This is a genomic window from Acidobacteriota bacterium, from assembly GCA_016196035.1.
Taxonomy (GTDB): domain Bacteria; phylum Acidobacteriota; class Blastocatellia; order RBC074; family RBC074; genus JACPYM01.
This window is the reverse complement of record JACPYM010000089.1, coordinates 1-19911: the sequence shown is the minus strand read 5'-3', so window position 1 is coordinate 19911 and position 19911 is coordinate 1. Positions and strand designations below refer to the sequence as shown.

Below are 19911 nucleotides of genomic sequence, written 5' to 3'. Positions count from 1 at the left end.
CGGATTTTTGCACAAATCGGGGACTCATATCGCCTTGCAAAATAAGGCAATGTAACTAACCGATTTGTGCAAACCTTGAACGACTTATGCAAATTGAGCGGTTTGTGCAAAGCCACGCACCGCTTCCAGCGGGCAGTCGTGGCGTGAGACAGCTTGCTGCTGAAAGGATGCCCCTCCGGCATTATTCAGTCCGACGCCCAGCCTGCACGCTGGAAGCGGTGCGTACCCAGGTGTGGCTATTTCTGTGCGATTACCAAAGTCGCTTTAATCGAAACGTCAAAATCCAGTTCGTGACGCGCGCGGTCAATCACCGCAGGCAAGTGCTGCTTGACGCGCGCGCGCGTCGCGCCATCAGGCAGCAGAGCTAACCAGTCATGCAAAAACGCTGTTTCAATCAGCGGTGACGCCAGGAAGGTCGCGCCATCGGCAAACGGAAACGTTTCTTTGCGCGTGACGCTGCGGATGCTTTTCCAACCGGCGCGCGCGGCCTGGGCCTCGGCGTCGCTGACGGTCAGGCGTGCGGAAGTGAGCGCTTCGAGTTGCGGCGTATATGCGGTCAAATCCATATCGTACAGCGCCTCCCAATACACCGAAAAAAATTCATCAAAGCTGCCGCGCGTGGTCAGCTTCAAAACCAGCGTCGCGCCTTGTTTGGCGACGCGGTGCAATTCAACCAGGGCAGCGGCAATTTCGTTGGCCGGAATTAGCGACGCGTCAGCAATGACCCAATCGAACGCAGCCGGGGCTACGCCCAACGCCTGCAACGTGCCCTGCCGAAACGTCACGCGGTCAGCCACCATCTGAATCGAAGCCTTGCCCCGTGCCAGCACCAGTTTTTCTTCGCTGGCATCCACCCCGACGACGACGGCCCCTTTGCCGGCGCGCAACAACAAATCCACGGCATACGCGCCCGTGCCGCATTCGGCATCCAGGAAAACCCCTTTCTCAAGCAACTCGGCGGGGATTTTGACCTCTTCATCCACCATCTGGTCAAAGGCTTCGCGCCAGAGTGGGACTACATACAGGTCATAAAGGTAGGCTTGCTCTTTGGCGTCTTTGGCATTTGGGGCAGTTGGTTTTGCATTCGTTTGGGTTTGCATTGCGGCGGAGAATTTAACGCAAAGCGCCAGGAACGCAAAGGCGCGGCGTAACTCTTGTTGCAGAGTTGCGCCGCGCCTTTGGTAAGGACAATTTGCTTGTGTGTTAGTCGCCCTTGATTTCTTTGACCAGTGCGCCCGCGTCATAGAGCTTTTGCAAGGCTTCGATAATGGCGGCGGTGTGCACGCCGACCGCGCGGCTGCCGTTCTGCGAACTGGACGGATTGGCGTTGTGTTCTTCGTCAACATACAACCAGCGATTGACCAGCTTTTGCATGTTGCCGTCGAAATTGATGCCGACGATTTCGCCCCGGCGGTTGATGACCGGGCTGCCGGAATTGCCGCCGATGGTGTCGGCGTTGTAGACAAAATTGAGCGGCGTGCCCAGGTTGAGCTGGCTTTGGCCCGCCAGCCAGCGTTGCGGCAAGCCGAACGGCTCTTTTTTTCCGAAAGCGAAAGCGCGTTCAAACAAGCCGAAAAAGGTCGTCTTGAACGGCACCCGCAGCGCGCCCTCGTCGTAACCCGCCACCGTGCCGTAAGCAATGCGCAGATTGAAATTGGCATCCGGGTAGGTGCTCTTGCCATAGACGGCGAAGCGCGCATTGGCAACGCGTTCCCCGGCGCTGGCTTCGACATTCAGGACGTTGGTTTCATTCCAGGCACGCAAGTGGCGCATGACCGGTTCGATGCGCCGCGCCAACGCCAGCAAGGGATCATCCGCTTTGGCAATCGCTTCAGGGCCGCCCTCAAACAATTGGCGGCGGAATTCCACTTTGTGCAATTGCGTGCCGCCCAGCGCGGCTTTCACTGCCGCCGCCGGGGTTTGCCCATTCAGCGCGGCGACCACAAACGGGTCTTGTGCGCCCAACACCTGCTGAGCGTCGCTCAACCAGGCGGCCAGCAGCGCCTCTTCCATTTCCAAATAAAGCGGCGACGGCGCGAGGATGGTGAAGCGCAAACTCTGCAAGCGCGCTTCGCGGAACTCTTCGTAACGCTGGGCATCGGGTTTGGCAGCCTCTTCGGCATACCGCACCATGAACGAAGCCAGCGTGCCTGCGCGCGAAACGGCCAAATTGCTATAGGCCAGCCGTTTTCCGTAGCTGGGCATTTGCTGATAGGCCCGTTGAATTTCCTGCCAGGGATCGCCAAACATTTTCTGCCAATTCGGGCGGTCAAGGACAGCTTTGCGCAAGGCTTGTTCCTCGGCCACTTTTTTCTTAAACACCCCGACGCTGAGCAGCCCGGCCTGTTGCCCGTTGAAGCGTTTCAGCGCGTTGCTCAGCAGTCGCTCGGTGTAGGCCACCTGCCGTCGCTGGTCTTCGCCACGCGCGGAATATTTGTGAACGGCGTCCAGGCGCGCTTGCAAGAGATGAATTTGGGTGGGGTTGGCGTGATCGCGCTGATAACGCAGTTGGGCCACCGTAGATAAACGCGCCGAAGAGCCGGGAAAGCCCGGCACAAACACCAATTCATTTTCGCAGACGTCCTGGCTTGCCCATTTCAGATAATGCTGCGGTTTGAGCGGCTGGCCGTTTTCATAAACGCGCAAAAAAGCGATGTCGAGGCTGTAACGCGGAAAGGTGAAGTTGTCGTAATCGCCCCCGAAGTAAGCGATCTGCTCTTCGGGCACAAACACCAGCCTGACATCGGTGTAGCGTTTGTAGTAATAGAGCCAGTATTCGCCCCCGTTGTAGAGCGAAACGACTTCACAGGATAAGCTAGAGGCTTCGCGTTGCTCTTTTTCCAAGGCCAGGCTGGCCAGGCGGCGTTGTTCGGCGGCTTCGGCGGGCGTGGCGCCGGGTTTGACGGCTTGGCGAATGCGTTGCGTGACATCTTCATACTTAACCAGCACGGTGGCGACCATGTCGGGACAGCGCAACTCTTCGTCGCGCGTGCGGGCGTAATAACCTTCTTTGACGAAATCACGGCCTGAGGGGGAAAGTTTGCTGACTTGTCCGGCGCCGACGTGTTGATTGGTCAGCAATAAACCATCCGGCCCAACCAAACAACCGGTCGCGCCACCGGCACTGCTTTCATTTAATCGCACCGTACTCAACCGGATATGATCGAGCCACGCCTGCGTGGGTTCGAAGCTGTACTTCTCTTTCCAAAATCGCAATGGCGGATTGTCGAACGTCCACATGCCCTCGTCGGCCCACAAGACCGGCGTAAAACTCAAGAGGACGACAACAATGAGAGCGGAGGGGAACTTGCTCATTGTAAATAACCTCATTTGGCCTGACACCAAATTGGCAGAAACCGACTGCCCGGAAATAACCGCGCCAGATGAGCTAGGCCAACAGCCAGCGTAGAACTGGCGCATTGGCTGCGCCGGCCTGTTTCGCGGCGCGCGGTCAATATCTACGGATTCACTTTTTGATGGCGTTCGCCCAGCAGCAGGGCACTGCGTGGCGGAACGCGGATTTCCGACGTGGTTTCGTACTGATCAAACGGAATAACGGCGCTACGGTGAGCATCGGCATAGACCTGCCACGCCCCTACGGGGATGATGAATGCCTGAATTTGCGGTTGGGGATTCACTAACATCAGCATCCTTGACCATTCATCCCGGCCAGCCGTGTCTTCTAACTGGAACGCGAGACATCCTTCTGGCACCGGTAAGTGCAGATTCTCATCAAAGTATTTCAAAGATTTCCGCAACTCGTTAATATTTTCCTGACGCAGCAACGGATGCGCGCGCCGCAACCCGATCAAACCCCGGTAGTAATCAAAAATATCGCGGTTTTCCGCCTTCTCTTGCCAACGAATCATGTTGACGGCATCCGGCTGATTGTAGCTGTTGTGATTGCCGCCCTTGCTGCGTAGGAATTCCTGCCCGGCGTGTAGGAAGGGAATCCCCTGCGCTGTCAGAATCAGGACGGCAGCCAATTTATCCATCGCCCGGCGGTCGGCTTCGGTCACGTCCGCCTGGTCCGCGGTGCTGATGTAAAGCCGGTCCCAAAGCGTGTGATTGTCGTGGCATTCAACGTAATTGATCGTTTCGAGCGGCGAATCCGTAAAATCGTCAATCGCCCCGGCCAGTCCGCGCTTTACGCCGGGCAGATTGACGCCCGCTTGCACAAAGCCACCCACCCGCGCATTGAAAACATTCCCCTTCAAGGCATCGCGGAAATGATCGTTGAAAACCGCCCAGCCTTTCCCCCGTTGCGCGCCTTTGTGCACGACTTCGATGGGCGTCGTTCCGCCCGCCAAGGGTTCGCCGTAAATGAGCAATTGCGGCTCGAGGGCGCGCAGTTCCGCGACCATCATTTCAATCGTCTCGCGATCAATCAGCCCCAGCAGATCGAAGCGGAAACCGTCCACCTTGTAATCCGTCACCCAATGCTTCAAACAATCCAAAATGTAGCGGCGCGCCATCGGGGCTTCGCTGCGGAACTCATTGCCCGTGCCTGAGCCGTCCCAATAACTGCCATCGTGTTTGAGCCGGTAGTAATAGCCCGGCACCAGACCTTCAAAACTATAAACGCGGTTTTTCGGGATGGACTCAAACGTGTGGTTGAAGACGACATCCAAGGTCACGCGCAAACCATGCCGGTGCAAGGCATCAATCATCTGTTTGACTTCGCGCACGCGCCGCGCGTCGAAGCGCTCGGTCGCATACCAGCCATCCGGCGAAAAATGATGCACGGCGTCGTAACCCCAGCCATACAAGTCATTCGCTTTGTCATTGTGGCATTCACCAATGGGCAGCAACTGCACGACGTTGACGCCGAGTTCGAGCAAATGCGCCAAGCCGGTTTTGATGTCGGGCCGCTGGGTCAGATGCGTACCGGTTTCAGTCAGCCCCAGATACTTGCCGCGCCGCTGCACGCCACTATCCGGATCAATCGTGAAATCGCGGAGATGAGCTTCGTAAATGACGGCTTCAGAGATGGGGAACGTGGGCCGGTCGGCCACAGGTGTCTTGTCACACACAACGATGGCGCGGCCATCGTAGCCTGTCACCGCTTGCGCGTAGGGATCGAGCAATTCGCGCTGCGGGTTGAAGCGCGGATCGGCGCCTGCCGCCGTGTAGGTGTAATAGCAGCCGCGCAAATCACCGCTGATGGTCGTGTCCCAAGCGCCATCCGGATGGCGAAAAAGCTCGATGACATTGGCTTTGCCGCCGGCGGGCGCCTGGTAAAGATGCAGCTTGATCTCGCTGGCCGTGGGCGCCCAAACGCGGAAGGTCGTTTGCAACGGCGTGTAAAGCGCGCCGAGCGGTTGCGTGGAAACGAATGCATCGGCTGGATGAGGGAGAATCAAAGAAGCGCGGTTCATCGGTTCAATCTTGTTCCTCGTTAAGGTTGTTTGCGTTCCCGCCCATAATACCCCTGTCGCGTGCGCACCTGCATTTCACCTTCGCCCTTTTGCGCCGGTTTGCTGACCGTCACGCGCACGCGGCGGAACTTGCCGTCCAGATTCGGATTGGTCGAGGTATAGCCCAGGCTGTAGCGCGTGCGCAGGTGTTCGATCAGTTCGGTCAACTTCTGATTCACTTCGATGACCGGCACGAACTGCACTTCCCCGCCGGTTTCATCAACAAAGCGTTCGAGGTTGATGCGGCGGCGGTACGGGTCGTTCTTGTCCACGCGATCAAAGATGTTCAGCGACTTGGGGCCTTGGGTTTTAACGACGACGCCACAGACGACGCTGCCGGAATCGTAGATGCTGTCGGTCACGTCCTGCTCGGCAACGTCGCCCCAACGATAGGCCGTGGCGATATTGTCAGTGACCGAAACAATAACGCGGCGGCTGAGCGGATTGCTGGCCGTCTCCATCGTGCGGGCGGCATCACGCAAGGCCGTATGCAGCGAGGTGCCGACGCCCACTTGGGTGGAACTGAGCAAGCTGCCCAGTTGCGAGACGATTTGCAGGCGGTCTTTGGTGAAGGGTTGGATCAACTTGGTCTGTTCGCCAAACACCATCACGGCCACTTCGTCATCGGGTTTCAAACGGCGCAGGGCTTCCATCGCGCCATCGCGAATGATTTCGATCACCGGGCGCACGCTGCCGCTCGTGTCTATCAGCAGCATGATCGAGAGCGGCAGTTTGTCTTTGCCGAAGAAGCTGATCTCCTGTTTGACGCCGTCCTCGTAAACATCAAAGTCGTCTTTGTTCAGCGAACTGACCACGACGCCCGTCCTCTTGCGCAAAACCTGCACGTCGAGCAACACAATCTCGGTCGAGATGCGAATCGTCGTTTCGTCCTCGCTGGGCTTCTGTTTTTGCGTTTGGGCAGGGACGGCAGTGGCAAGCACGCTGAGGAAAGAAAGCGCCAGGCCAAGGTAGATCAAGGAACAGAGAGAAAAGCCATGAACTTGGTGCTGGCCTTTTATCTGTGCAGTGAATGCGGGATGTTCCATAGGCTTTCTAATTGACCTCTCTCTTCATCAAAGAGCTTAACCTTCGTTTGGCGCGGCCTGGGTTTGCTGCAATTTCAGTAAATGCCGGTCACGGCCATAAACATTCGTCATTTCTTTCAGACGGGCGCGCAACTCTGGCGTCAACTGCGCGGCTTCGTAACGCCAGCCCCAGTTCCCGCTTTCACGCGCGGGCACATTCATGCGCGCTGCGCGGCCACAACCCAGCACATCCTGCAACGGAATGATCGCGGTGTTGGCCACCGAAGCTAACGCCAGCCGGATCAAATCCCAATTGATCTCGCGGCCATCACTGTTCAGATATTTCAGCACGAAGGCGCGTTCTTCAGCTACTTCATCCGCCGCGCGTGTGCTGTCGCCCACATCTTCATGGAACCAGCCGACCGCCGTGTCATTGTCGTGCGTGCCGGTGTAAACCACCGAATTGGGTTTGTAATTGTAGGGCTTGAATTCATCCGCTTGCGGGTCGGTGCCAAAGGCGAATTGCAGAATGCGCATGCCGGGAAAGCCGAATTGTTCACGCAGCTTGTCCACTTCCGGCGTGATGAAGCCCAAGTCTTCGGCAATGATCGGCAGTTCGCCGCTCGCGGTCGTCAGGGCTTTTTTGAGCGCCTTAAAAAGCGCCGCGCCGGGGCCTTCTTCCCATTGACCGTTGACCGCCGTCGTTTCGCCCGCCGGCACAGCCCAGTATTTTTCAAAGCCGCGAAAGTGATCGAGCCGCACGATATCCACTTGCGCCAACGATGCGCGCAGCCGTTCAACCCACCAGCGATAACCCGCACGTTTCAACACGTCCCAGCGATAGAGCGGATTGCCCCACAATTGGCCGGTTTCGCTGAAATAATCGGGCGGCACACCGGCCACTTTGGTGGGCTGACCCGCTTCGTCCAGATGAAACAAGCCCGGATGCGCCCAAACATCGGCGCTGTCGTGCGCGACGAAAATCGGCACATCGCCGATGATGCGGATGCCTTTCTCATTGGCGTAATGCGCGAGCTTCACCCACTGTTTGAAAAACAAATATTGAAAAAAACGCTGTCCGCTCAATTGCGTGGCGTGGTTCTCACGGAAAAAGTGCAACGCCTGATTTTCACGCGCCCTTAAATACGGCTCCCACTTCGTCCATTCCGTGCCGTCGTGCTCATCTTTGATGGCGCGGAACATGGCGTAATCTTCCAGCCAGTGGACAGCGCCTTCGGTAAACTCCAGATATTCGCGCTTGGCTTCATCAGTGGCGCGCGTCTTAAAATTCGCGTGCGCTCGCCACAGCAATTTGTTTTTGCATTCGATGACCGGGCCGTAATCCACTCGTTCGGCGGAAAAGGCTGGCGCTGCGGCAAGGTCGCTGGCGTCCAACCAACCGTCTTCCGCCAGCGCTTCCAGACTAATCAACAGCGGATTGCCGGCGAAGGCGGAAAAGCACTGGTACGGCGAATCGCCATACCCCGTCGGCCCTAAGGGTAAAATCTGCCACAGGCGCTGCCCGGTCTCCGCTAAAAAGTCCACGAAGTCATAGGCAGCCTGCCCCAAATCGCCAATGCCATACCGGCCCGGCAGTGAGGTCGGATGCAGCAGAATACCGCTGGCTCTTGCGAAACTCATCTTGTTTGGTGGTGCTCCTACTGCGCAAAAAAAGACAAACACGGAAGCAGGTCTGAGACCTGGCTGACTCCGTGTTCCGAGCGTATCCGAAAACCAAGTGGGGCCACACCCGCAACTTGGCGAACTTGCCTTGCCAACCCGTTACTCGCGCCCCAACACCAGCCGCGCATAGTTCGCCTCGCGGCCCGCCACGGTGACCACCACGTCTACTGGCCCATAATTCGCCAGGATTGGCGGCACCAAAAAAGCCAATTCATCTTGCCCCGGGAATAAACCGGAAGGCCCCACCTTGACCACTTTGCAGGGGGTGCCGTTCAAACGCACGCTGACATTGGCGGCAAAACGCCAGCCACTGCCGTTAATCAGCACCAGCGTCTCACGCGCCAAGGCAACGGGAATCGGATCGCTGGTCAACGGCCGCAAAAACGTTTGGCCCGGATCGTTGGTGAATAGTCCGGAGGGAATAAACGCTTCGCTATCCTCACCCGTGCTTTGCACCACCACGGCGGGCCAGGCATTGACCAGCGTGATTTGCGTCGTGAGCGGGGTGCCGGTTTTCGGGCGCAGTTCCAGCGCGCGCGTAGGCAGTCCCGCCGCATCCAGAATGAAAACGACGCGCGTGGGCGCAGCCGAACGGATTCGCTGTGGTATGCCATCCGCCAGAACCTGCACGCCCGCGAGCGTGGTCGGCGTGCCGAACGGATCATTCTCTTCCAGGTTCGTAAAATTCGTGCCTTCGACCAGCACTAAGGATTCGCGCACCAGGGGCGCATCGGGGTTGAGGAAATTTTTGACAGTGAGGGATTGCAGCCGGGCCGGAAAACTCGCCCCGGTGCCCAGCAAACTGCCGCATCCCAGCATGATGATTAGCAATAAACGCCGCATGTTTGACCTTCTCAAAACGACTCTGTCCGGCGGGCAGCGCAGCGGTGCTAATCCAGCTTCACGTTGCGCCATTCGTTATTGTTGATGGCTGCGCGGATTTCCACTGCTGTTTTGCCATCCTTATGCATCTGGCCGACAAGGAGAACCTCCTTGAGACAGACTTGTCAGGTAGCACTGTGATCGTCTACGTGACAATGCAACAGGCTCTTATGTCCAGACCCAGCGTCGCAGTAACAGTAGCAAGGCTGCTGCGCCAGCACTGCGGGAATGTCTTTCGCCAATTGATAAGCTTTGATGACGGAAGGCGTTGTGAAGGTCTTCGGGTCGAGTGTGACCGGAAAGGGCTTAGCCTCATCCGGGTTTAAGAAATGGTCGGGGACGCGCGGCGTAGCTTTTACCTGTGGCGCGCTGGCCGCTGCATGCTCGGCGTGCGACATAGCCGCGTTGGAATCTGCCGTTGGCCCCGCGTGCTGCGTACAGGCACCAGCCCAGAGGGCGACTAGCGCAAGCGTTGGCAGCGCCACTAGACGCCGGCGAGAGTTAGCAAACAATGTTCTGCTCATTACCACCTCAAGTGATGCCCGGCGCCAGTCAGAAGACTGTTCCGCCCAGGCAGACAATTAACAAAGGGCGATTTCTCAACTCGGCATTGGGGAGCACGGACTTTTGCCTCTGGGGAAGCACGATGCTGAAAAGCGAGCGGCATTGTAGCTGGCGAACCAGCCAGATGCCAGCGGGCAGGCAGGTGTCAGCCACACCGCTGGCAAGGCGCAACATCACTTGGTCGGAAGGGGTTAGGTGAGTAAGGCTTTGTTCAAAAATAGCTTGACCGTTTGAGGCAGGCAGTGCTGCGAGGCCTGGGGCTGATCGTTCATTTGTCCTGTTCATTGCGGAATGCGCTGCCAGGTAATGACAAATGAACAAGGCCTAAAGCTGAGCATGGCCCTGCTGGCGGCGGCGCGGGCCTGACAATGCAAGGCTGTCTGCGCACCAACGGCCTTAGCCATTCCGCAGTAAAACATACCAGCCATAGAGTCCGGGCAAAAGCACGCCCTGCGCAAACACCAGCGCAATCACCAACAGATGAAACAGCCGGCTTAAGACGCCTTGCGGACGCACGCGCATCATTTCGGTCGTCACAAAGATGCCCATCAAAATCAAAATCGCGATGGATACGACTTTGGTCGCCAGCGCCGCAAAGATTTCGCCGTAAGTCACCGTCGCCAGGGCCATCGGCAGCATCATCAGCAGCAACAGCGCCACCAGCGTCGCCCGATTGCGGCGGTTATAGATGGGCATTTCCTTCTTGACGAAAATGTACGAAAGTCCCGCCGTCGCGATGGCGAAGAGAAAATAGATTTGCAGGTAACGATTGGTGGCCAACACTTCGAGTTGCGCGCGCGTTTCACCATACAGCGAGACGCGCCGGAAATATTTTTCCGGGTTATAGCCGCTGCTCTCTTTCAAAGCAGCGATAAACTCCTTAATCACCGCCGCGACCCACGTGTCCGCGCCAATGGCCGACAAGACTAAAAAACCGCCTGCCACCATCAACGCCATGGTCGCGGCAAATGCGCTTGAGCCTTTTGATCTCATAAACTTCTCTCCTGGTGTAACACCGCTTCAATCAGCGCGACGGGCGCAGGCCCTTGGGGGAACAGATTACGCCTACGTGTGCAGGCGTCCAACGAAGTTTTCAAAGCGGGATGCGTGTTGCAGGAGTGCGCTCAAATTCCACCGGTGAAGTCTGACTGCGCCGCTGCAAACTTTAATATACGGCGGGGCTGGCCTTGCTGGCCGCCGCATTGGCTGAAAGACACCTCTTGCCAGCAAGTGACCACATCTCTGGAAACGTTACAAACCGTTCTGCGCTGTAACCTGGGCGCGTTGACACGTTTTACTTTGGTTCTTTAAGATGAGTTCGCCTCGCATGACACCATTCAAACCGGTAGGAGCAGGTGCAGATGAAGCCCGAATCCCAGTTCCCCTCATCATCAAATCCAAGTGGCAATCCAAGTGGCACTTTGCGCTGGCTGTTGCGCTTTGGCTTTTTCCTGGCGCTTTTCGCCGTGCTCGCCCTGCTGCTTGGTTATGGTTACATCAGCCTGAAGCGGTCTGAGAAACCGGCGGCTACGGCAGTGCCATCCGCCAGCCCTGCCGCCTCTGCAACACCGGCAACCGAGCCGTCCGCCTTACCCTCTGGCTCAACGGGTCACGCGGCGGTCACGCCATCGCCACAGCGGTAAGCACCCGCCAAAACAAAAGGCCCAGCCAGCAGTGACCGGGCCTTCAGCAACGCTGCTGGAAAACTGTTTACGCGGCGATTTGCAGGCCGAGTTGTGCTAACAGCGCCCGGTCAATGATCGTCTCGTTGCGTTCCGCGCCCGTAGAGATAAAGGCGAACGGCGCGCCCGACAATTCAGCGAGCCGCTGCACATAAGCCTGGGCACGGCTGGGCAACTTAGCAAAATCGGTAATGCCGACGGTGCGCGCGCGCCAGCCCGGCATTGTTTCGTAGACCGGTTCCGCCCCGTTCATGGCATTGGCGTCATAAGGAATCTGGTCGGTCTCACGGCCATTAATGCGATAGGCCACGCAGATTTTCAGTTCGTCCTCTTCATCCAGCACATCCAGTTTGGTCAGCGCCAGCGCGTTGAGGCCATTGACCATCACCGCATAGCGTGCGACCACGGCGTCAAACCAGCCCGTGCGGCGCGGGCGGCCGGTCGAAGCACCGTATTCACCGCCGCGTTGGCGAATCGCCTCGCCTTGCGCGTCGTTCAATTCGGTGGGGAATGGCCCGCCGCCCACGCGGGTCGTGTAAGCCTTGATCACGCCAATCACCACCCCGATAGCCGACGGGGGCAACCCGGTGCCCGTCACCGCCCCGCCGACCGAAGAATTCGACGAGGTCACGAACGGATAGGTGCCGTGGTCAATATCGAGCATCGTGGCCTGTGCGCCTTCCAGCAACAAGGTCTGGCCAGCGCGCGTGGCTTGGTTCAAATGGTAGGTCGTGTCGCAGATGTGCGGGGCCAGCAACGCGCACCAGTGCTCGCCGTCTTCGATCAGCTTTTGTTCGTCAACCGCTTCGCCGCCAAGCGAGAGAATCAGGCGGTTGGCTTGGGCGACGCTGTGCGCCAGCTTTTCGGCCAGCGTCGCCGGGTCGGTCAGATCGCCCGCGCGCAAGCCGCGCCGCGCCATTTTATCTTCGTAAGCCGGCCCGATGCCGCGCATGGTCGTGCCCACGGCGTTGCTGCCGCGCGAAGCCTCAATCGCCCGATCCAGCGCCACGTGATAAGGCAGGATCAGGTGCGCGCGATTGCTGACCAGCAGGTTTTGCGGCGTGGTGGCAATGCCCTGCGCACGCAGGTCGTCCATCTCGTTGAGCAGCGCCTGCGGATCAACCACGACGCCATTGCCGATGACGCAGGTCTTGCCGGGGTGCGTGATGCCGGAAGGAATCAGGTGCAGGACAAATTTTTGGTCTACGCCATGTTTGCGAATGATGACGGTGTGGCCGGCGTTGTGGCCGCCTTGATAGCGCGTCACGATGTCGAAGTGCGGCGCGAGCAGGTCAACGATCTTGCCTTTGCCTTCGTCGCCCCACTGTGCGCCGATGATTGCTAAATTCATAGTTGGTTGTTGGGAGTTCAAGCTGCGCTCAATGTTATTCGTGCGGTCATAAATGCGGGCGGAGTATAGCGAACGCGACGGAGGGCGGGCAAATTGATCGTTTGCTTGGGCGCGGTTTTCCCAAAAGTAAAGGGAGAGGCCCAAGCCCTCTCCCCTATGTGGTGCCATGAATATCAGCGTCAGCTTATGGCAAGCCGTCCCAATCGCCTGCCAACGGTTTGTCGCCGCTGCCGCCAAAGCCGATGGTGAGTTGATTGCTGCTGGCCGCGCTCGTGTTGTTAAACTTGCGAATGGTGAAGACGCCATCCCGGAAAACACCAATCGTGTCCGTGAGATTCCCGTCCCAGTCCCCCGTGATCGGCAAATCGCCCAAGGCGCCGAAGCTCACGGTAATGTCGGCGGTGCCCGCGCTATTGCTGTTGCGCAGCAGGAACGTGGCGCTCGTCGCGGTGCCGACCGGGTTGCGAAAAGTCCCGATGGTGTCAATGCCGTCGCCATTCCAATCGCCCGCCAGCGGCAAGTCATTGAAGCCGCCGAAACTGACCGTCACATCCGCTGTCCCGCTGCTATTGCTATTGCGTAGCAGGAACAGACTGGCGAAGTGCGCACTCGAGGCGCGCCGGTATACGCCGATGGTATCCACCCCGTCGCCGTTCCAATCACCCACGATGGGGATGTCGCCGGCTTGCCCAAAAGTGAATTGCAAATCCGGCGTGCCGGTGGATTCGTTGCGGTTGTGCAGGAAAAACGTGCCGTCGCGGAACAGCCCGATCGTCTTGATGCCGTCGCCATTCCAATCGCCCACGATGGGCTTATCCGTGGGCACACCGAAAAAGGCGCTGATGTCCGCCGGGCCTGCCGTCAGCGAATTACGCAGGTTAAAGGCTGCCGCGCCGGTTACAAAAACGCCGATGGTTTCAGGCAAGGCGAAGGTGATCTTCGCGGCAAACGCATCGAGTCCGCCTTGCGAAACGCTTTGCAGCGCCCCGCCCGTCACCGGGAAATTGCCCGAGCGGGTGTTGCCCGCGACGTAAATGCTGCTGGTGCTGTCGGTGACGATAGCGTTGATTTGGTCTTCGACGTTGCCGCCGACGTAAGTCGAGAACAGGATGCTCGTGCCGCCCGGCGCGAGTTTGGTGGCAAAGCCGTCGCGGACGCCGCCGAATGTCCCTTGCACCGCGCTCGCCAGCGGGAAGTTGGTCGAGGTCGTATGCCCGCCCACGACGATGTTCCCCGTCGTGTCCAGCGTGATGCAGGTGCCCGCCTCCGCGCCCGAACCGCCCAGGAACGTCGAGAAAACCGCGCCCGAACCGTTGGCGTTCAGGCAGGTCACAAAGGCCTCGTTGACCTGATTGGTCGAATCCAGCGCCGCCACCAACGGGAAGTTCGTCGAACCCGTGACGCCCGTCACATAGGCGCGGTTTTGTGCGTCCACCGCAATGCCAAACGCGGCGTCGGTGCCCGCGCCGCCCAGATAAGTGGCGTACACCAGCGAAGCGTCGCCGCTGGCCGCCGGGTTGAATTTGGCGACGTAGGCATCGGTGCCGCCCGCGTTTGACGCGCGGAACGGCGCGCTGCCATTCGCCCCTTTCACCTGCATCAGATTGGCATCGCTCTGGCCGGCGATGTAGGCGTTGCCCGCGCTGTCCACGGCGATGGCTTTGGATTCGACCGTGCCGCGCAGGTAACTCGAATAGACCAGCGATTGTCCATTGGCGGCGAGCACCGACACGAACGAATCGTTGCCCGAAAAGACCGTGTTGTTCTGGAATTCATTTTTGACCGGAAAGTTCAGCGAGAGGGTTTTGCCGGTGACGTAAATGCGATGGTCGGCACTGATGGCGAGACCGTTGAGATAGTCGTAATCCGCGCCGCCCAGAAAAGTCGAGAAAAGCAGCCCATTGCCCGCCGGATTTAATTTGGCGACAAAGCCGTCGCTCCGCAACTGGCCCCAATACGCCACACAAATGAAGAGGCCGACACAGGCCAGGACACCGTGATTGAGCTTGTCTTCAAACGGCGTTTGCAAGGGGAAATCACCTGAGAAAGTGGTGCCCGCGACATAGGCGTTGCCCGCCTCGTCCACCGCGATGCCCGTGCCCAGATCATTGTTTTGACCTTCGAGCAGCGTCGTGTAAATCACCGACGACCCGCCGGGATCCAGTTTGGTCACAAAGGCCGCCGCCCCCGCGCCCGAAAACACATTCGTGCCGGGGAAAGCACTGCCATTCGTATCGCCGGTCAAATACAGATTCCCTTCGCCATCCACCGCCACGGCGGCGACAGACTCGGCGCCGACGCCACCCAAATAGGTCGCATAGCCGAACACCGGATCAATCACCAGCGGCAGGCTGTGGTCATAAGCGGCGAGCGTAAACTCGACCTGCTTTTCACTCGTCAGCCGGTAACCGCCTTTGACAAATTGCCGGCCCGCTGCCGTCTCCTGATAAATCACCGGCGCGTGCTGCCGCAATTCGCCGCCCGCCGTTTGCAGCACCAAGTCGCCATTGCCGTCCAGTTTCAGCGTTTCAGCGCCTGCAAACGCCAGCGCAATGCGCCCGGCATCCGCCCCCGGCGCAACGATGAAGTCATATTCCAATTGCCGTTGCTGGCCGTAATACACCAGATCAATGCCGGGATAGATTTCGTCGTATTGGACGCGCCCGTAATTGGGGATGTCAGTGCGCCATTTGTTCCGGTCATTGCCGCTGAGATAGTTGCTCTTGCCGGGCTGCGGCGCTTGTCCGCTGACCGTGGCTTGCGGGTTGGCGCCGACAACTTTCATCCTGACCACATCGCTTTCCCGGTTGGCGGGAGCATTGGCCGTGGTCGCGCGCCGCCAACTCAACACGGCTTCATCCGCCGTCAAAAAGATCGCGCAACCCTCGCCCCGCGCCATAAATTTCACCTGTTCCGCCGTCTGCCCCTGGTTGGGTTCAAAACCCAACGGCAATTCCCGGTAATCCCGCCGCGCCTCTAACTGGCGCGCGCTGCTGAGCGCTGCGGCGGGCTTGTGCACGGGAGCTGCGCCCAAGCGCGGCAGCGGGGTGAAGCCCGAAAGCAGCAAACCGGTCAAACTTAAACTGATGAGTTGTATTTGTAAGCGCGGTGAAAAGCGACGTTTCATAGTGATTCCTCCGAAGATGTGGAGCGGAAAAAGTGTTAAGGCGCACGCCCGGTCAGCCGCTTCAAAACGCATCAGCCGCCGCGCCACGCCCCTAACCCGACGCTGGCAGAGTAGGAGAAGGTGGCCCTTGAAATCTTGAAGGGGGTTTGAAATTTGGTTGAATGATTTTTGAAAGAAGGCTGAAGGCAGCTCAATGAAGGCTGAGGCGCTCAAACGAAAACGCGCCGCAGACTCGGTCGAGTCTGCGGCGCGTTTTCAGCTTTCAAGCCAACTCCCGGACAGCAAAAATGCCTATTTGCCTTCCAGGTATTTTTCAATCGAGACCGCCGCCTGCACGCCATCGGCGACGACGTTCGCCAATTGGTAGATGGGCCGCACGCAAAGATCGCCCGCCGCATAAAGGCCCGGCACGCCCGTCTCCATCAGTTCGTTGACCAGCACACGGCCCTGGTCGTCGAGTTTGACCAAATCCTTGACCAAGCCCGAATTCGGCAGCCAGCCGATGAAGACAAACGCGGCGCTGACGTCAAATTCCTCGACCTTGTCGGTCTGCAAGTTCCGCACGCGGATGCCAGTGACTTCTTTCTGATGGCCGGTGCCTTTGCCGTATATCTCTTCGACGGCGGAGTTCCAAACCGGTTGGACGTTGGGTGTATGCAAGTATTCTTCGATCAGAATTTTTTGCGCGGTGAAATGATCCCGGCGGTGGATGGATTTGATTTCAGAGGCATAGCGCGTCAGGAAGTGCCCTTCCTCAACCGCCGAATTGCCGCCGCCCACGACGGCCATCGGCTTGTCTTTGAAAAACGCGCCGTCGCAGGTGCCGCACACGCTGACACCGTAACCAAAGTATTCCTTGTAACCCGGCACTTCCAATTCGCGCGGATGGCGGCCCATCGCCAGGATCACGGTTTTGGTCGTCACGGTTGAACCATCACCCAGCCCAACCGTGAACGTGCCGTCGTCATTGCGCGTCAGCTTATCAGCGCCCACACCGACACGAACCTCTGCGCCAAACCGCTGCGCGTGTTTCAGGAACGCCTGTGAAAAGTCGTAGCCCGAAATGCCGTCAGCAAAGCCGGGATAATTATCAATCGCCGCCGAAAAGACGATCTGGCCGCCGGGCACGTTCTTTTCCAAGACCAACGTCCGCAGCAGCGACCGCCCAGTATAAACGGCGGCGGCCAAGCCCGTTGGCCCGCCGCCGACAATCACGACATCGTAATCTGTTTTCATAGCTTGGTAGTCAGTAGTCAGTAGTCAGTAGTCAGTAGTCAAAACCGGCAGCAGATAGCCGCCAGCTACTGTCTACTGACTACTGTCTACTGACTACAGTTGCCGTTCAATCATCTGTGCCAATTCGACGACCGCATTGCCGGGGATGCCGACGCGGCGCTCGACCTCTTCGCCCTTGTTGAACAGGATGATGGTCGGAATACCGCGAATGCCGTATTTGGCCGGATTTTCGAGATTGTCATCCACGTTCATCTTGAAGACTTTAGCCTTGCCCTGATATTTCTCGGCGACCTGTTCGACGGTCGGCGCCAACATGCGGCAGGGGGCGCACCAGGGCGCCCAGAAATCCACGAGCACCGGCTGCCCCGCCTGCAAAACTTCCTTTTCCCATTCGGAATCATTCACTTCATTGACGAAATCACTCATTGCCTTCCTCCTAAATAAAAGCTTTCAACCTGCCACTCATCAGGCCCACTTACCCGGCGAGTGGCGGCGATTATAGCAAACGACTTTGTACTTTGGCAGACTTGACCTGCCCTCAGCAACCATTCGTGGCGGGTAGTGGCGGGCCTAGCGCCCGGCTAGTGGTGGGCCTAGTACTCCATCAAGCTGAAAATGAGGGATGTAGGGCGGGATTTAATCCCGCCCTACATCCCGGATGCGCTCTCAGCATCCATCACTTACAGCTTGATGGAGTACTAGCGCCCGGCAGCCACAATCCGCTGATAAGCGTCCAGGTAATTGTGCGCCGCCCGTTCCCACGAATGATCGGCGCGCATGCCGTTGCGCTGGATGCGCCGCCATGTGTCGCGGTCGTAGTAATTAAAGACCGCCTCGTAAAACTTCTCCAACAGCCGCTCCGCCGAATAAGCGTAAAACTTGAAGCCATTGCCCCGCCCCGACGAGCGCTCAAAGTTGTGGATCGTATCGTCCAGCCCGCCCGTCCCGCGCACCAGCGGCACCGTGCCGTACTTCAAACTGTACATCTGATTCAGCCCGCACGGTTCATAAGAAGACGGCATCAGGAACATATCCGCGCCCGCCTCGATCAGATGCGACAACTCGTTGCTGAAGCCGAAATACACGCCCACCTGAGCGGGCCGCGCATCGCGCACCTGCTGGAAAAAGCCTTCGTAGTGGGAATCGCCCGAACCGAGCAGGATGAAATACGCGCCCGTATCCAAAATGCGGCTAATCGCCTCGGCAGTCAGGTCAACGCCTTTTTGTACGGTCAGGCGCGAGACAATGCCGACGACAGGTTTGTCCAAATCCACGGGCAATTGGTAGCGCTCCAACAGGCGGCGCTTGCATTCGAGTTTGCCGCCCAGGTTATTGATCGAGTAATGCGCGGGCAAAAACGGGTCGGTTTCCGGGTTCCATTCGCCGTAATCAACGCCGTTCAAAATGCCGATCAGATCGCCGCTGCGCCAGCGCAGGAAGCCGTCCAACTGGTTGCCGAATTCGGGCGTTTGAATTTCCTGGGCGTATTTGCGGCTGACGGTCGAGAGCGCGGTCGCAAAGTACAAGCCGCCTTTCATCGCACTGGCCGCGTTGTGGAATTCCATCCCGCGCTCATAAACCTCGCGGCTCAGGCCGAATTTCGGCAACAGTGCCGGATCGAAGAATCCCTGATAGGCCAGATTGTGGATGGTGAACAGCGTCTTGGTGCGCTGAAAGAAAGGATCACTGGCGAAGGTTGTCGCCAGATGCGCCGGAATGAACCCGGTTTGCCAGTCGTTGCAATGAATCACGTCGGGCGGCGCGCCCAGACGTTTCGTCAATTCGAGCACCGCGCGGCTGAAAAAGGCGAAGCGCTCCACATCCCAATTGCCCGAACCGTAAATGTAGCCCTGGCCGAAATACTCTTCGTTCTCGATGAAATAAACCGGCGCATTTTCAGCATAATCCCGCCAGATGCGCGCGCCTTTGATCGTCCCGTCAAACGGAACTTCCAATCCCTCCAGAAAAACCTCGCCAGTCGCGTGACTGACGACATCGCCGCTGCGTTTGCCCATCCCGGTGTAGCGCGGCGTGATGACGCTAATATCGCAGCCGATGCGCGCCAAGGCCTTGGGCAACGCGCCCGCCACATCTGCCAAACCACCGGTTTTGGAATACGGCACGACTTCAGAGGACGCGAGAATGACGCGCATAGCTGGATTCGCTCGAACCTTTTTGAAATGGGATGTGCAACAAGGCGCGGATACTAAGCGCCGGGTTGAAAGCTTGTCAAATTCCTGAAGCAGCGAAGCGGGCGCGTAATCGTTGCGTCCTTGCCGCGCTTGTCATTGGCCACCGGATCGCGCATTCACGTCGTGTGCGCACTTTCCGGCAGGTCGTGTTGCTCTCCTTTCATCAACAGCGTTGGGCATTGCGACAAGGCCGGGATCAACTCTGCCCGCAACGCGGCGACTGAGGCGAAGCGTTGCGACGGCTCTTTGGCGAGACAGCGCTGCAAAATCGCCGCCAACGCTTCCGACGCCGGGCCAGCGCCGTCGAGGTGTACTGGCTCGTGCAAGATCGCGTGCAGCAATTCGGCGGCGCTGCGGCCACGGAAGGGACGCGTACCCGTGAGTGCTTCATAAATCATCACGCCCAGGGCAAAGATGTCGCCGCGTTCATCCACCGCTTCGCCGGTCAGTTGTTCGGGTGACATATAACCGAAGGTTCCCATGACCATCCCGCGCACCGTCAGGCTGTCCGCGTCGGCAGTTTCAGACGCGGCGGTGCGCTGCAATTTCGCCAACCCAAAATCGAGCAGTTTGAGTGCGCCGCTGGTTCCGGTGTCAGCACAGAGAAAAACGTTGGCTCATGTGTAGTCAGTTTGCATCGCCAGGGGTAAGCTTAGGGAATGATTGACTTTCCCCTTAACGATCTCCTAGATGCCGAAGCCTGCACGTTGTGGTTGGCGCAGCAGCTTCATCCGCACGGCTTGTGCTGTCCG

At 58.4% G+C, this 19911-nt stretch carries 14 protein-coding genes and 1 pseudogene; 1 reads left to right on the top strand and 14 read right to left on the bottom strand.

The genetic code is table 11. The annotated features are described in order from the left end of the window. Positions 1–236: 236 nt before the first annotated feature. The 8 genes from HY011_25965 to HY011_25930 all read right to left on the bottom strand — a co-directional run bounded on the left by HY011_25965 (position 237) and on the right by HY011_25930 (position 10564). The gene (locus tag HY011_25965; protein MBI3426391.1) at positions 237–1100 is read right to left on the bottom strand and encodes a class I SAM-dependent methyltransferase; all 864 of its coding nucleotides are present in this window, start codon (positions 1098–1100) and stop codon (positions 237–239) included. Positions 1101–1203: 103 nt separating this feature from the next. Beyond that, positions 1204–3315: a S46 family peptidase gene (locus HY011_25960; GenBank protein MBI3426390.1), complete on the bottom strand. Its 2112-nt coding sequence runs from the start codon at positions 3313–3315 to the stop codon at positions 1204–1206. 143 nt (positions 3316–3458) lie between these two features. After that, positions 3459–5378, bottom strand: a complete 1920-nt coding sequence (gene pulA, locus HY011_25955; protein MBI3426389.1) for a type I pullulanase — start codon at positions 5376–5378, stop codon at positions 3459–3461. A gap of 20 nt (positions 5379–5398) precedes the next feature. Beyond that, a complete protein-coding gene (locus HY011_25950) occupies positions 5399–6463 on the bottom strand; it encodes a VWA domain-containing protein (protein MBI3426388.1) in 1065 nt (354 codons plus the stop codon). Between the two features lie 36 nt (positions 6464–6499). Further along, positions 6500–8083, bottom strand: a complete 1584-nt coding sequence (malQ, locus tag HY011_25945) for a 4-alpha-glucanotransferase (GenBank protein MBI3426387.1) — start codon at positions 8081–8083, stop codon at positions 6500–6502. Between the two features lie 141 nt (positions 8084–8224). After that, complete coding sequence (locus HY011_25940; protein ID MBI3426386.1) at positions 8225–8968, bottom strand: IPT/TIG domain-containing protein; 744 nt, start codon at positions 8966–8968, stop codon at positions 8225–8227. A gap of 164 nt (positions 8969–9132) precedes the next feature. After that, positions 9133–9519, bottom strand: coding sequence for a hypothetical protein (locus HY011_25935; protein ID MBI3426385.1), 387 nt, complete (start codon positions 9517–9519; stop codon positions 9133–9135). A gap of 448 nt (positions 9520–9967) precedes the next feature. Beyond that, positions 9968–10564, bottom strand: coding sequence for a hypothetical protein (locus HY011_25930; GenBank protein MBI3426384.1), 597 nt, complete (start codon positions 10562–10564; stop codon positions 9968–9970). 368 nt (positions 10565–10932) lie between these two features. On the opposite strand from HY011_25930, the gene HY011_25925 reads away from it, so the two are divergent. Then, complete coding sequence (locus tag HY011_25925) at positions 10933–11214, top strand: hypothetical protein (GenBank protein ID MBI3426383.1); 282 nt, start codon at positions 10933–10935, stop codon at positions 11212–11214. A gap of 67 nt (positions 11215–11281) precedes the next feature. Here the strand turns inward: HY011_25925 and HY011_25920 are convergent, their stop codons facing one another. From HY011_25920 to HY011_25895, 6 genes and pseudogenes are all read right to left on the bottom strand, one after another. Further along, positions 11282–12604 (bottom strand): adenylosuccinate synthase, encoded by a 1323-nt coding sequence (locus HY011_25920; GenBank protein MBI3426382.1) that lies wholly within the window; start codon positions 12602–12604, stop codon positions 11282–11284. A gap of 184 nt (positions 12605–12788) precedes the next feature. Then, complete coding sequence (locus HY011_25915) at positions 12789–15731, bottom strand: SBBP repeat-containing protein (protein ID MBI3426381.1); 2943 nt, start codon at positions 15729–15731, stop codon at positions 12789–12791. Positions 15732–16022: 291 nt separating this feature from the next. Then, positions 16023–16967 carry an FAD-dependent oxidoreductase gene (locus tag HY011_25910; protein ID MBI3426380.1) on the bottom strand — a complete coding sequence of 315 codons (945 nt, stop codon included), beginning with the start codon at positions 16965–16967 and terminating at the stop codon, positions 16023–16025. A gap of 93 nt (positions 16968–17060) precedes the next feature. Next, positions 17061–17393 (bottom strand): thioredoxin, encoded by a 333-nt coding sequence (gene trxA, locus HY011_25905; protein MBI3426379.1) that lies wholly within the window; start codon positions 17391–17393, stop codon positions 17061–17063. Positions 17394–17665: 272 nt separating this feature from the next. Further along, positions 17666–19120 (bottom strand): glycogen synthase, encoded by a 1455-nt coding sequence (locus HY011_25900; protein MBI3426378.1) that lies wholly within the window; start codon positions 19118–19120, stop codon positions 17666–17668. A gap of 155 nt (positions 19121–19275) precedes the next feature. Further along, a pseudogene (locus tag HY011_25895) lies at positions 19276–19749 on the bottom strand (protein kinase). Positions 19750–19911: the final 162 nt, after the last annotated feature.

Bases quoted from the DNA above. Each gene is read 5' to 3' on its own strand.
- HY011_25925 (MBI3426383.1), top strand. From the start codon at position 10,933: ATGAAGCCCGAATCCCAGTTCCCCTCATCATCAAATCCAAGTGGCAAT.
- HY011_25940 (MBI3426386.1), bottom strand. From the start codon at position 8,968: ATGCGGCGTTTATTGCTAATCATCATGCTGGGATGCGGCAGTTTGCTG.
- HY011_25950 (MBI3426388.1), bottom strand. From the start codon at position 6,463: ATGGAACATCCCGCATTCACTGCACAGATAAAAGGCCAGCACCAAGTT.
- HY011_25900 (MBI3426378.1), bottom strand. From the start codon at position 19,120: ATGCGCGTCATTCTCGCGTCCTCTGAAGTCGTGCCGTATTCCAAAACC.
- pulA (MBI3426389.1), bottom strand. From the start codon at position 5,378: ATGAACCGCGCTTCTTTGATTCTCCCTCATCCAGCCGATGCATTCGTT.
- HY011_25910 (MBI3426380.1), bottom strand. From the start codon at position 16,967: ATGAAAACAGATTACGATGTCGTGATTGTCGGCGGCGGGCCAACGGGC.
- HY011_25965 (MBI3426391.1), bottom strand. From the start codon at position 1,100: ATGCAAACCCAAACGAATGCAAAACCAACTGCCCCAAATGCCAAAGAC.
- HY011_25930 (MBI3426384.1), bottom strand. From the start codon at position 10,564: ATGAGATCAAAAGGCTCAAGCGCATTTGCCGCGACCATGGCGTTGATG.
- trxA (MBI3426379.1), bottom strand. From the start codon at position 17,393: ATGAGTGATTTCGTCAATGAAGTGAATGATTCCGAATGGGAAAAGGAA.
- HY011_25915 (MBI3426381.1), bottom strand. From the start codon at position 15,731: ATGAAACGTCGCTTTTCACCGCGCTTACAAATACAACTCATCAGTTTA.
- HY011_25920 (MBI3426382.1), bottom strand. From the start codon at position 12,604: ATGAATTTAGCAATCATCGGCGCACAGTGGGGCGACGAAGGCAAAGGC.
- HY011_25960 (MBI3426390.1), bottom strand. From the start codon at position 3,315: ATGAGCAAGTTCCCCTCCGCTCTCATTGTTGTCGTCCTCTTGAGTTTT.
- malQ (MBI3426387.1), bottom strand. From the start codon at position 8,083: ATGAGTTTCGCAAGAGCCAGCGGTATTCTGCTGCATCCGACCTCACTG.